Genomic DNA, 12395 nt, shown 5'->3' on the forward strand with positions numbered 1-12395 from the left:
GGGCTAGCCGACCAGCTCGGCCTGCTTCGCGCGGGTCTCTGCCCCCACGATGCGCGGGGTGTGGAAGGTGCCGCCGAAGACGCGCTCGCTCGCACCCACGCGGTCCAGGTACGGGGTCAGGCCGCCCATCTGGAACGGGTAGCCCGCGCCGAGGATGAGCGCGAGGTCGATGTCCTCGGGGGCCGAGACGACGCCCTCCTCGAGCATCCGATGCACCTCGTCGGCGAAGCCGTCCTGCACCGCCTGCAGCACCTGCTCCTTGGTGTGCGGCTTGCCGCCCGGGTTCAGGTTCGATTTGACGATGCGCTCGGCGTCCTTGCTGATGCCCTTGACCTTGCCCTTCGCGTCCTTCTCGAGCAGCTGCCCCGCATCGGCCACCCGGTGCAGGTTCTCGGAGCGGTAGAAGCGATCGGGCCAGGCGGCGTGGTGCGTGTCGAGCACGTGCGCGCCCACCTTGAGCCCGACCAGGTCGAGCAGCACCGACGGCGGCATCGGCAGGCCGAGCGGCGCGAGCGCCTCGTCCACGACCTCGAACGGCGTGCCGTCGTCGACGGCGCGCATGGCCTCGCCGAGGACCTTGGCGAGCACGCGGTTCACGACGAATCCGGTGGAGTCGGTCGTGATGATCGCGTTCTTCTTGAGGTTCTTCGCGACCGCCATGGCCGTCGCGAGCGTCGTCTCGTTCGTCTTCGGCGCGTTCACGACTTCGATCAGCGGCATGACGGCGACCGGGTTGAAGAAGTGGAAGCCGACGAGCCGCTCGGGGTGCTCAAGCTTGGCGCCGATCGCGTCGACCGACAGCGACGAGGTGTTCGTCGCGAACACCGCCTCGGGCGAGACGATCTTCTCGAACTCGGCGAACACGTCCTGCTTGACGGACAGCTCCTCGAAGACGGCCTCGATCACCCAGTCGCAGTCGGCGTACTGGCTGCGGTCGGTCGTGCCCGAGATGAGCCCCTTGAGCTTGTTGTGCTGGTCGGGGTTCACGCGCCCCTTGTCGGCGAGCTTCTGCAGCTCGTCATGGATGTAGGCGAGGCCCTTGTCGACGCGCTCCTGGTCGAGGTCGGTGATGACCACCGGCACCTCGAGGCGCCGCAGGAAGAGCAGAGCGAACTGGCTCGCCATGAGTCCCGCCCCGATGACGCCGACCTTGCCGACCTTCTTCGCGAGCGACTTGTCGGGGGCGCCGACGGGGCGCTTGGCCCGGTGCTGCACGAGGTTGAAGGCATAGATGGATGCCGCGAACTGGTCGCCGGAGATGAGATCGGCCAGCGCCTCGTCCTCGCGAGCGAAGCCGGCCTCGATGTCGCCGTCCTTCGCCTTCGAGAGCAGCTCGAGGGCTGCGTATGGCGACGTGGGCACGGTTCCGATGCTGCTCTCGAGCGTGTTCCGGGCGATCTTGATCGCAGCGGGCCACTTGACCGTGCGCTCGATGCGGCCCGGCTGGTTCGGGCGCTCGACCTTGATCTTCCCGTTGAGCACGCCGTCGGCCCACGTGAAGGAGTCCTCGAGATAGTTGACAGGATCGATGATCGCGTCGAACATGCCGAGCTTGTAGCCGTCGGGCGCGCTCAGCATCCGATTCATCTTGAGCGGGTTCTCGATGACGACCTTGAGCGCGTTCTCGATGCCGATCAGGTTCGGCAGCAGGGTCGCGCCGCCCCAGCCGGGGATGATCCCGAGGAAGACCTCGGGCAGGGCGATCGCCGGTGCCGATGAGTCCACCGTGCGGTACGTCGAGTTCAGCGCGATCTCGACGCCGCCGCCGAGCGCGAGGCCGTTGACGAAGGCGAAAGACGGCACGCCGAGCTTGCCGATCTTGAGGTAGGTGGCGTGACCGAGCTGCGCGAGCAGCTTCGCGGCGTCGCGGCTGGGGATCTCGTTGACCTTGCTGAGGTCGGCCCCGGCCGCGAGGATGAACGGCTTGCCGGTGATGCCGACGGCATCGATCTCGCCGGCCGCCGCGCGCTGCGCGAGCTCGTCGAGCACATTGCCGAGCTCGACGAGGGTCGCGGGACCGAGCGTGTTGGGGCGGGTGTGGTCGCGGCCGTTGTCGAGCGTGATGAGCGCAAGCTTCTTGCCGCTCGGCAGCGGGATGTCCTTGACGTACGAGTGGGTGATGACCTCGTCCTCCGTGAACTGCAGCAGCGGGGAGAAGTCGATCTTCGAGTAGTCGGTCATTTACTTGACTCCGTTCCAGTTCGGGTTCTCCCAGATGACCGAGCCGCCCTGGCCGAGGCCGACGCACATGGCGGTCAGGCCGTAGCGCACCTCGGGGTGCTCGGCGAACTGGCGGGCGAGCTGCATCATGAGGCGGGGGCCGGATGCCGCGAGCGGATGCCCGATCGCGATGGCGCCGCCCCACAGGTTCACGCGGGGGTCGTCGTCATCGATGCCGAAGTGGTCGAGGAACGAGAGCACCTGCACGCTGAACGCCTCGTTCAGCTCGAACAGGCCGATGTCCTCGATCGTGAGGCCGGCCTTCTTCAAGGCCTTCTCGGTGCTCGGCACGGGGCCGAGGCCCATGACCTCGGGCTCGACGCCTGCGAAGGCGAAGTTCACGAGCCGCATCTTCGGCGTCAGGCCGTACTTCTCGACGGCCTCGCCGCTCGCGACGAGCGACATCGTCGCGCCGTCGGTGAGCGGGGAGGAGTTGCCGGCCGTCACCTTGCCGTGCGGGCGGAACGGGGTCTTCAGGGTGGCGAGCCCTTCCATCGTGGTGCCGGGGCGGCGCCCCTCGTCCTCGGTGGCGAGGCCCCAGCCCGCCTCGCTGCGCAGCGCGACCGGAACGAGGTCCGGCTGGATCCTGCCGGCCTGGTAGGCGGCCTCGACCTTCTGCTGGCTGCGCATGCCGTAGTAGTCGCTGCGCTCCTTGGTCAGCTCGGGAAAGCGGTCATGCAGGCGCTCGGCCGTGTTGCCCATGAACAGCGCGTCCTGGGCGACGAGCTTCTCGGTGAGGAACCGCGGGTTCGGGTCGGCGCCGAGGCCCATCGGGTGCCGCCCCATGTGCTCGACGCCGCCGGCGAGGGCGACGTCGTACGAGCCGAAGCCGATGGCGGAGGCCATCGTGGTGACGCTCGTCATACCGCCCGCGCACATGCGGTCGATGGCGAAGCCGGGGACCGACTTCGGCAGGCCGGCGAGGATCGCCGCGGTACGGCCGAGCGTCAGGCCTTGGTCGCCCTGCTGGGTGGTCGCGGCGATGGCGACGTCATCGATGACGTCCTTCGGCAGGCTGGGATTGCGCTCCAGCAGGCCGACGATCGTCTTCACGACCAGGTCGTCCGCACGGGTTCCCCAGTACATCCCCTTCTCGCCTGCGCGCCCGAAGGGCGTTCTGGCGCCGTCGACGAAATACACCTCGGCTGTCATGGCCACACTGCCTTTCCAAGTTCGTGGATACTCCCTGATCCTAGGAATCCACGCGCTCCGCCGCGGGAATCGGCTGTCGGAATCTACGAAGCGCTTTCCTCAGCCTCCGCCGCAGACTGTTCGGCCTCCACAAACGCGGCGGCGATGAGCGGAGCGGTCGCCTCGATCTGCCACGGGCGGGCGCCGCCGCCGGCGAGCTGCGCGGCGATGGACCCGGCGTTGATCTCTGCCGGCGGCTCCCAGGCGGCCCGGCGCAGCAGCTCGGGGGTGAGCACGTTCTCCACGGGGATCTCGTGCTCCTCGGCATAGGCGAGAACCCGTTCGCGGGCGAGCCGGTAGCGGGCATCCGCCTCGGGGTTGCGGTCGGCCCAGGCGCGCACGGGCGGCACATGCTCGCCCGACGGCCGTGACACAGGCAGGTCGTCAGTGGTGCGCCCGAGCTCGATGGCGTTCCACCAGCGGTCGATCTCGCTGCGGCTTGCGCGGCCTGTGAACTCCTTGAGCCCGGCGAGCTCGCGCTTGGAAGCGGGCATCGCCTTCGCGACGGCGGTGAGCGCGCCGTCGGGCACCAGCCTGCCCGGCGCCGTGTCCCTCTCGCGTGCCAGCTCGTCGCGGGCGAGCCAGAGCTCGCGGGCGACGGCGAGATTGCGCACCCCGCGGACCGAGTGGATGCCGGAGAGCCGGCGCCACGGCTCGGCGCGCGGCGCCTTCGCCTCCTTGACCAGCTCGCCGTGGAACTCCTGCCGGGCGATCTCGGTCTTCCCTGCGGAGATCAGCAGCTTCTCGACCTCGTCGCGCAGGTCGACGAGCAGCTCCACGTCGAGGGCGGCATACGTCAGCCACGACTGGGGGAGCGGGCGGGTCGACCAGTCCGCGGCCGAGTGCTCCTTCGCGAGGTGGATGCCGAGCAGGCTCTCGGTGAGCGGCCCGAGGCCGACCCGCGGCAGCCCCAGCAGGCGCGCCGCGAGCTCGGTGTCGAAGATGTCGACGGGGTCGAGGCCGACGTCGCGCAGGCAGGCGAGATCCTGACTGGCGGCGTGCAGCACCCATTCCTCGCCGACGATCGCGTCCTGCAGCGCGGTGAGCTCGTGCCCGACCTCCGCCTCGAGGGCGATCGGGTCGAAGAGGAACACCCCTGAGCCCCTGCGGAACACCTGGATCAGATAGGCGCGCTGCGAGTACCGGAATCCGCTCGCCCGCTCCGCATCGACCGCGACGGGACCCGACCCGGCTGCAAGAGCCGCCACCGCCGCCTCGTACTCCGCTGCGGTGGCGGTCACCGCGTATTCGACAGCTTCGTTCGTCACAGTCTCGTTCGTATCAGGCACGCTTGCTCTTGGCCTTACGTAGCGAGAGTACGCTCACACCCTCCGCCGTCGGGGGGATGCCTGCCAGCATGCACACCAGGTCGCCCCACGCCTCGACGTGCGTGCCGAGGTCGAGGTCGGTCGGGGTCCACGAGGCGCGCAGCTCGATCTGGGCGCCGTCGCCCTGCGCCGCCAGCTGCCCGAAGCCCGTCGAGATGATCTTCGTCGCCGTGCCGGATGCCGAGTGGTAGCCGGCACGCCGCGACTCGAGTGCGTCGACGAGCCACGACCAGGTGACGTCGGCGAGGAAGGGGTCCAGGCCGATGTCGGTCTCGAGCGGCGCCTGCGCGAAGCACACGACGCGGAAGCTGCCGCCCCATTCCTCGGAGCCGGCGGGGTCGTGCAGCAGCACGAAGCGCCCCGTGCCCAGCTCGGAGTCGACGCCGTGCCGCTCGGGGGTCACGTCCGCGGCGAGCGCGAACGACTCCGGGGCGAGCTGACCGGGCGCGCTGATCGGCGTCAGCTGCAGATCTGGCCGGATGACGGCTTGCTTGATGGAATCCAACGCGGCGGTGAACTCAGCCGAAGCCCCGCGCCCGGACGGTGTGGACGACACAGCATGAACATTAGAGTTCTAGGTGAGGGTCCGCGAACAGGCACGCCGCGCGAAGGGGGTCGAGATGGCCGGTTGGCGCAGGCGCGTCGGCTATCCGCTGGTGTTCGGAGCCGTGGGGGCCGCGACGTTCGCGGTCGTGGCCGGCGCGTCATCGGTGCTGATCGCGCGCAAGGTGCTGACGCCGCCGCGCCGCCGCGATGAGGACGTCATCGTGCGGGCCGTCGCGCCCGACGCATCCGTCATCACCCTGTCGCCGACGCCGGAGACGCTGCTGCGCGGCAATTACAGCTTCTGGTTCGACAAGGATGCCGGGCATGCGCGCCTCGGGCCGATCCTGTCGCGCAGCGGGGTGTCGGTGACGCGGCGCGTCGAGCGCGTGAGCTTCGGCGACCTGACCAAGGCGAAGCGCGGCCGCATCAGCGGCTGGTGGTACGTGCGCCCCGAGGAGCTCGGTCTGCCGGTCAAGTCGATCGGCATCGACACCGACGGGGGAGTCGCACCCGCCTGGCGCTTCAACGGCCCGAAGGGCGACGACGGGGTGCGCAGCGGCAAGTGGGCCATCCACGTGCACGGCCGCGGCACTCAGCGGCAGGAGTGCCTGCGCGCCGTCCCCGCGTTCCGCGAGCACGGCTGGACGAGCCTCGTCATCTCCTACCGCAACGACGGCGACGGGCCCCGCAGCGACGACGGCCGCTACGGCCTCGGCTCGACCGAGTGGCGCGACGTCGAGGCGGCGATCGAGTACGCCGTCGCGCACGGCGCCACCGACATCGTCATCATGGGCTGGTCGATGGGCGGCGCGATCACCCTGCAGGCGATCACCCGCTCGCTGCACGCCGAGCTGATCCGCGGCGTCGTTCTCGACTCGCCCGTCATCGACTGGGTCGATACCCTGCGCTACCAGGCGGGCGAGCTGCATGTGCCCGACCCGATCACCGAGAGCGCGCTCAAGCTGCTGGACGCCCCGTGGGGCGGCCACCTGACCGGGGCATCCGCACCGATTGGGCTGCCCGAGCTCGACTTCGTGCAGCGTGCCGACGTACTGACAAAGCCGATCCTGCTGCTGCACAGCGACGACGACGGCTACGTGCCGGCCTACGCCTCACGTGCCCTGGCGGCGCGGCGCCCCGACATCGTGACCTTCGTGCGCTTCACCAGAGCGCGCCATACCAAGCTGTGGAATTTCGACCAGAAGAAGTGGACGAAGGCGATCAGCAGGTGGCTCGACCAGCTCGAGGTCGGCGACGGGACGCCTACGCCGCCCGACGCTTAGCGGTGACCTGGTGCTTCGTGCGCCCCAGTAGCGCAGCCATTCCGCGCAGCCGCAGCGGCGACACCGCCTGGGCCAGCCCGATCGTCTGCGGGTAGTCGTCCGGCACGGCGAGCACCTCCGCCGAGGTGAGCCCGGCGAGCCCCTGAACGAGGATCGACGCGAAGCCGCGCGTCGTCGGCGACTCCTTCGGCGCCGTCACGAACAGGTGCACCACATCGTCGTCGTCGATCTCGACGAACAGAAAGACCGGGCTCTGGCACTCGACGACCTGCTCGAAGAGATCGGGGTGGTCCCGATACCTCTCGGGCAGCTCCGGCAGCTCGTTCGAGAACTCGAGCAGCAGCTGCAGCCGCTCGGGCTGCGAGAGCGCGAGGAACTCCTCGCGGATCTCAGCGAGCGCGTCAGGAAGAGTGGTTTCAGGCATCCGCACCGAGCTTAATCGGCACGCGCACCGCCGAACCCCACTCCGTCCACGAGCCGTCGTAGTTCTTGACGTTCTCGAAACCGAGCAGGTGGGTGAGCACGAACCAGGTGTGGCTCGACCGCTCGCCGATGCGGCAGTAGGCGATGACGTCATCGCCCGGCTTCAGGCCAGCGCCGTCGAGGTAGACCTCCTCGAGCTCGGCGCGCGACTTGAACGTCGCGTCCGGCGCGGCGGCCTTGGCCCACGGCACGGATGCCGCGGACGGGATGTGCCCGGGCCGCAGCGCGCCCTCGGTCGGATAGCCGGGGATCTCGGTGCGCTCGCCCGTGTACTCCTCGAAGCTGCGCACGTCGATGAGCGGGCCGCGCCCGAGATGGGCGAGCACGTCCTCTTTGAAGGCGCGCACGGCCGAGTCGTCGCGCGTGACGACGGGGTAGTCGACGGATGCCACGGCCGGGGCATCCGTCGTCAGCTCCCGCCCCTCGGCGATCCACTTGTCGCGGCCGCCGTCGAGCAGCCGCACGTCCTCGTGGCCGAACAGCGTGAACACCCAGAGCGCGTACGCCGCCCACCAGTTGTTCTTGTCGCCGTAGATGACGACCGTCGAGTCGCGGGCGATGCCCTTCGATCCCAGCACCCGCGCGAAGCCCTCCCCGTCGATGTAGTCGCGCACCACCGGGTCGTTGAGGTCGGTGTGCCAATCGATCTTCACCGCCCCGGGGATGTGCCCGGTCTCGTACAGCAGCACGTCCTCATCGGATTCCACGACGACCAGCCCGGGTTCGCCGAGGTGTTCCGCGAGCCACTGCGTCGACACGAGGCGCTCGGGGTGGGCGTAGGCGGCGAACTTCTCGTACGGGTCTGCCTGGACGGTCATCGTGCTCTCCTTGATTAGGCTTGGCCTGACGTTCCCAACGCTAGGCGCGTGTGTGCCATGCCGCATCGGCCGCGGGTAAGACTTCGACATCTGACGAGTACGAATGACGACCGATGCCCTCGGCACCACCCCGCTGACCAGCCTGACGCAGCTCGCTCCCACCATCACGGGGGAGCAGCTGCTCGCGAGCCTGACGCCGCCCGCGCAGTTCGCCGGCGCGAGCTTCGACAACTACCGGCCGGATCCCGACTACCCGTCGCAGCAGCAGGCCGTCGACGTCCTGCGCGAGTTCGGTGCGGCGGCCGGCGTGCAGAAGACCGGTGGATTCCTTGGCTTCGGCCGCCGGAAGAAGCCGGCGGACGGCGGGCCGAAGCCGGGCGTCTACCTCGACGGCGGCTTCGGCGTCGGCAAGACGCACCTGCTCGCAGCGCTCTGGCACCAAGCATCCGGTCGCAAGCTGTTCGGCACCTTCATCGAGTACACGGCCCTTGTCGGCGCGCTCGGCTACGCGAAGACCGTCGAGCTGCTCACAGGCTCCTCGCTCATCTGCATCGACGAGTTCGAGCTCGACGACCCGGGCGACACGATGATGATGACCCGCCTGATCGGCGACCTCGTCGCCGGCGGCACGCGCTTCGCCGCGACCAGCAACACGCCGCCGAACGCGCTCGGCGAGGGCCGCTTCGCGGCGAGCGACTTCCTGCGCGAGATCCACGCGATGTCGGGCAACTTCACGACGCTGCGCATCGACGGGCTCGACTTCCGCCGGCGCGCGACGAGCGGAGAGGCGATCGTGACGGATGCCGCAGCCGTGACCGCCGCCGTCGAGGCGGTGCGCGCGGCCGGGCGCGTGGCCACCCGCGACGACTTCACGGCCTTCGTCGACCACCTCGCCACGGTGCACCCGTCGCGCTACCTGCTGATGGTCGACGGCATCGACCTGATCGCCTTCGACGACGTCGTGCAGCTGCACGACCAGATGCAGGCGCTGCGGCTCGTCGCCTTCATCGACCGTGCGTACGACGCCGAGCTGCCCATCGTCGCGTCGGGCACGCCCCTCTCCGCGGTGTTCGACGAGGCGATGCTCGGCGGCGGCTTCCAGAAGAAGTACCTGCGCTCCATCTCGCGCATGATCGCCCTCACCGCGGCCGCCCCCTCGAACGGGGGCTGACGCTGAACGGATTGCCACCGCGCTCCCGGTAGCCGGAAACACGATGTTTACACATCGCTTTTCACCGTAACCGCGCCGAAACACACTTCGATAAGGCGTGAAACCTCTTCTCGCGAAACTGGCCGAGTCCTAGCAACCCGAAGAGAGAGGTACCAGACGTCATGTCGGTTCTCGCTACAGCGACGACGGACGCGATCACCAACAACCTGAATTCCCTGTGGTTGATGGTCGCCGCCGCCCTCGTGCTCATCATGACGCCTGGCGTCGCCTTCTTCTACGGCGGCATGGTCCGCGCGAAGTCCGTCATCAACATGATGATGATGAGCTTCGGCGCCATCGCGCTCGTCTCCGTGCTGTGGGTCATCTACGGCTACTCGATGTCCTTCTCGTCAGGCGACGGCTGGCTCATCCCGCACGTGCTCGCCAACCCCTTCCACGACTTCCTGCTGACCAACGAGATCCACTTCAAGGGCGGCACCGAGCTCGGCCTGCAGAGCCTCGACGTGCACGGCCTCGCCTTCGCGGGCTTCCAGGCCACCTTCGCGATCATCACCGTCGCGCTGATCTCGGGCGCCATCGCCGACCGCGCGAAGTTCGGCGCGTGGATGGTCTTCGCCGGCATCTGGGTCACCGTCGTGTACTTCCCGGTCGCGAGCTGGGTCTTCAACTTCACCGCAGGCGGCAGCACCGACGGCGGCTGGGGGCAGCACGGCTACTCCGACGGCGGCTGGTCCGTCTGGGGTCTCGGCGTGAACGACTTCGCCGGTGGAACCGCGGTCCACATCAACGCCGGTGCGGCCGGTCTCGCCCTCGCGCTCGTGCTCGGCAAGCGCGTCGGCTTCGCGAAGGGCATGGCCAAGCCGCACAACGTGCCGCTCACCCTGCTCGGCGCCTCGCTGCTGTGGTTCGGCTGGTTCGGCTTCAACGCCGGCTCGGAGGGCGCCGTCGACGGCATCTCCGCCCTCGCCTGGGTCAACACCCTCGCAGCCCCGGCGGCGGCCACCATCGGCTGGCTGATCACCGAGAAGATCAAGGACGGCAAGCCCACCTCGATCGGCGCCGCCTCGGGCGCGGTCGCCGGCCTCGTCGCCATCACCCCGGCCTGTAACATCCTCGCGCCGGGCTGGGGCATCGTCCTCGGTCTGATCACCGGCGCCATCTGCTGCCTCGCGATCGAGCTCAAGTGGCGCCTCGGCTTCGACGACTCGCTCGACGTGGTCGGTGTCCACCTGGTCGGCGGTATCGTCGGTACCCTCTACATCGGCTTCTTCGGCAACGGCATCGGCCTCATCGACACCGGCTCGTTCTACCAGCTCGGCGCCCAGGCCATCGGCGCCTTCGCCGTCGCGATCTACTCCTTCGTGCTCGCCTACGTCATCGGCTGGATCATCCAGAAGACGATGGGCTTCCGCATCACGAGCGAGGACGAGAGCGCCGGCGTCGACACGGTGGTCCACGGCGAGGAGAGCTACTCGCTCGACCCCGCAGCGGTCTGATCGCACCCCGCACCAACTGCATCCCCGAAAGGGCCGCCGGTTCGCCGGCGGCCCTTTTCGTTCACCGCGTGGTACGGATGCCGCGACCGTTGTTCACACGACACGAACGCTGACGCCACCTCGGGGCAACCCGCGCTCGCGACTCTGGCCGCGTGCAGAAGGTGTCTCGGCGCACGGCCCTAATCGGCGGGGCCGGTGTCCTCGCACTCGTCCCCGGCGCCCTTGCCATCGACTTCGGAGCACGCATCCCGCCCTCGTCGCGTCCGGCGGCGCACCGCCCGGTCCGCGCAGGCGGGACGACACTCGAAGCGGCCGCGGCGCCCCAGCACGCCGGCTCCTACCGCCGTCTCGCCGCCGGCCCGGGGTATGCGCCGCTGCTGCGCGAGGAGCTCGCCTCCCGGGCATCCGCCGCCGCCTCGCTCACGCCGCTCGCGGCGATCGTGCAGCTGACGGACCTGCACATCGTCGACGCGCAGTCGCCCGCGCGCTTCGAGATGTTCGCCGCGCACAACGGATCGGCGTTCCGCCCGCAGGAGGCGCTCGGAACGCATGGTGCCGCCCGGCTCATCGCGCGCATCAACGAGGTCGGCGCGGGACCGTTCACCGGCCGGGCGCTCGACGCTGCCGTGTCGACCGGCGACAACACCGACAACGGTGAGACGCTCGAGCTCGACTGGTATCTCGCCGCGCTCAGCGGCGGGGCGATCGTGGCGAACTCCGGCTCGCGCACGGTGTGGGAGGGCGCCCAAAGCTCGGGCAACGCCGACTGGTACAACCCCGAGCTCAGCGTCGCCGACGTCTACAAGAGCGCCGGATTCCCCGCGCTGCCCGGCTTCTTCGGCCGGGTGGCCGCGGCGCACACGAGCCCCGGGCTCGGCATCCCCTGGTACGCCGTCTTCGGCAACCACGACGACTCGGTGTGCGGCTCGCTGTCGAACCTGCACGCCGCGTGGGACGACGTGTACGTCGGCGACGTGAAGTTCACGGGATTCACGACGGATGCCGCGAACGCGGCCGTGCGCACGCTGTGGACCAGCTCGGCCAGCACCCGCGCGGCGCGCGCGGCCGTGCAGGAGCTGACCGTGCTGCCGGCGCTCGAGCGGCGGTGGACGGTGACGCCGGACGCGCGCCGCAAGCCGTTCAGCAAGGCGGAGTACCTCGCCGCGCACCTCGCGCCGGAGAACACCGGGGCGGGCCCGGTCGGGCACGGCTTCAGTCCGGACGACCTCGCGGCCGGGCGCACGTACTACACGGCGCAGCTGGCGCCGGGCGTGCTCGCCGTCTCGCTCGACTCGACCACCCCGGCCGGCCTCGCGCACGGCTCGATCTCGGACGCGCAGTTCCGCTGGCTGGAGGAGACCCTGGCCGCCCACCCCGACGAGTACGTCATCGTGTTCAGCCATCACACGAGCGGGTCCATGGACAACCCGCTGCCCGACCCCGACGACCCCGAGGCGGCGCGGCACAGCGGCGCCGAGGTGAAGGCGCTGCTGCATCGGCATCCCCCGGTCGTCGCCTGGGTCAACGGGCACGTGCACGCCAATCGCATCACGCCGCACCGGGGCGCGGACGCACAGCATTCGTTCTGGGAGATCACGACGGCGAGCCACATCGACTTCCCGCAGCAGGCGCGCATCATCGAGCTCGCGCGCAGCGGCGCCGGCCTGCTGTCGATCTTCACGACGCTGATCGAGTCGGATGCGCCGTACCAGGCCGGCTACGACGACGGCTCGCAGCTCGCGCTCGCCTCGCTCTACCGCGAGCTGTCCTTCAACGACCCGCACCGCGCGCCCGGGCACGAGGGCGCACCCGCCGATCGGAACACCGAGCTGCTCCTCGCCGACCCGCTCGCGTGAAGG

10 protein-coding genes are annotated in these 12395 nt (G+C 69.6%); 4 read left to right on the top strand and 6 right to left on the bottom strand.

Features of this window, described 5'->3' with window-relative positions:
* Window positions 1-3 precede the first annotated feature (3 nt).
* The 4 genes from ABD708_RS06320 to ABD708_RS06335 all read right to left on the bottom strand — a co-directional run bounded on the left by ABD708_RS06320 (window position 4) and on the right by ABD708_RS06335 (window position 5295).
* Window positions 4-2181, bottom strand: a complete 2178-nt coding sequence (locus tag ABD708_RS06320) for a 3-hydroxyacyl-CoA dehydrogenase NAD-binding domain-containing protein (protein ID WP_344752442.1) — start codon at window positions 2179-2181, stop codon at window positions 4-6.
* Entirely contained in the window at window positions 2182-3372 is a 1191-nt protein-coding gene (locus tag ABD708_RS06325; protein ID WP_425553252.1) for a thiolase family protein, read from the bottom strand.
* A gap of 83 nt (window positions 3373-3455) precedes the next feature.
* Entirely contained in the window at window positions 3456-4679 is a 1224-nt protein-coding gene (locus tag ABD708_RS06330; protein WP_344752444.1) for an HRDC domain-containing protein, read from the bottom strand.
* Between the two features lie 13 nt (window positions 4680-4692).
* Window positions 4693-5295, bottom strand: a complete 603-nt coding sequence (locus tag ABD708_RS06335) for a DUF3000 domain-containing protein (protein WP_344752445.1) — start codon at window positions 5293-5295, stop codon at window positions 4693-4695.
* A 64-nt stretch (window positions 5296-5359) separates the two neighbouring features.
* On the opposite strand from ABD708_RS06335, the gene ABD708_RS06340 reads away from it, so the two are divergent.
* Window positions 5360-6568 carry an alpha/beta hydrolase family protein gene (locus ABD708_RS06340; RefSeq protein WP_344752446.1) on the top strand — a complete coding sequence of 403 codons (1209 nt, stop codon included), beginning with the start codon at window positions 5360-5362 and terminating at the stop codon, window positions 6566-6568.
* On the opposite strand, the gene ABD708_RS06345 is transcribed toward ABD708_RS06340, so the two are convergent.
* On the bottom strand, window positions 6549-6992 hold the full coding sequence (locus ABD708_RS06345; RefSeq protein WP_344752447.1) for a SufE family protein: 444 nt from the start codon (window positions 6990-6992) through the stop codon (window positions 6549-6551). The two genes, ABD708_RS06340 and ABD708_RS06345, sit on opposite strands and share 20 nt — an antisense overlap.
* Window positions 6985-7869: a sulfurtransferase gene (locus ABD708_RS06350; RefSeq protein ID WP_344752448.1), complete on the bottom strand. Its 885-nt coding sequence runs from the start codon at window positions 7867-7869 to the stop codon at window positions 6985-6987. Before ABD708_RS06350 ends, ABD708_RS06345 begins: the two co-directional genes overlap by 8 nt.
* A 103-nt stretch (window positions 7870-7972) precedes the next feature.
* Here ABD708_RS06350 and zapE point away from each other — a divergent pair, with 103 nt between their 5' ends.
* From zapE to ABD708_RS06365, 3 genes are all read left to right on the top strand, one after another.
* Complete coding sequence (zapE, locus tag ABD708_RS06355; protein WP_344752449.1) at window positions 7973-9040, top strand: cell division protein ZapE; 1068 nt, start codon at window positions 7973-7975, stop codon at window positions 9038-9040.
* A gap of 224 nt (window positions 9041-9264) precedes the next feature.
* The gene (locus tag ABD708_RS06360; RefSeq protein ID WP_425553261.1) at window positions 9265-10536 is read left to right on the top strand and encodes an ammonium transporter; all 1272 of its coding nucleotides are present in this window, start codon (window positions 9265-9267) and stop codon (window positions 10534-10536) included.
* 152 nt (window positions 10537-10688) lie between these two features.
* Window positions 10689-12392, top strand: coding sequence for a TIGR03767 family metallophosphoesterase (locus ABD708_RS06365; protein WP_344752451.1), 1704 nt, complete (start codon window positions 10689-10691; stop codon window positions 12390-12392).
* The last annotated feature ends 3 nt before the right edge of the window (window positions 12393-12395 follow it).

Source organism: Gryllotalpicola koreensis, from assembly GCF_039538185.1.
GTDB lineage: Bacteria > Actinomycetota > Actinomycetes > Actinomycetales > Microbacteriaceae > Gryllotalpicola > Gryllotalpicola koreensis.

Bases quoted from the DNA above. Each gene is read 5' to 3' on its own strand.
- ABD708_RS06320 (WP_344752442.1), bottom strand. From the start codon at position 2,181: ATGACCGACTACTCGAAGATCGACTTCTCCCCGCTGCTGCAGTTCACG.
- ABD708_RS06325 (WP_425553252.1), bottom strand. From the start codon at position 3,372: ATGACAGCCGAGGTGTATTTCGTCGACGGCGCCAGAACGCCCTTCGGG.
- ABD708_RS06340 (WP_344752446.1), top strand. From the start codon at position 5,360: ATGGCCGGTTGGCGCAGGCGCGTCGGCTATCCGCTGGTGTTCGGAGCC.
- ABD708_RS06345 (WP_344752447.1), bottom strand. From the start codon at position 6,992: ATGCCTGAAACCACTCTTCCTGACGCGCTCGCTGAGATCCGCGAGGAG.
- ABD708_RS06350 (WP_344752448.1), bottom strand. From the start codon at position 7,869: ATGACCGTCCAGGCAGACCCGTACGAGAAGTTCGCCGCCTACGCCCAC.
- zapE (WP_344752449.1), top strand. From the start codon at position 7,973: ATGACGACCGATGCCCTCGGCACCACCCCGCTGACCAGCCTGACGCAG.
- ABD708_RS06360 (WP_425553261.1), top strand. From the start codon at position 9,265: ATGGTCGCCGCCGCCCTCGTGCTCATCATGACGCCTGGCGTCGCCTTC.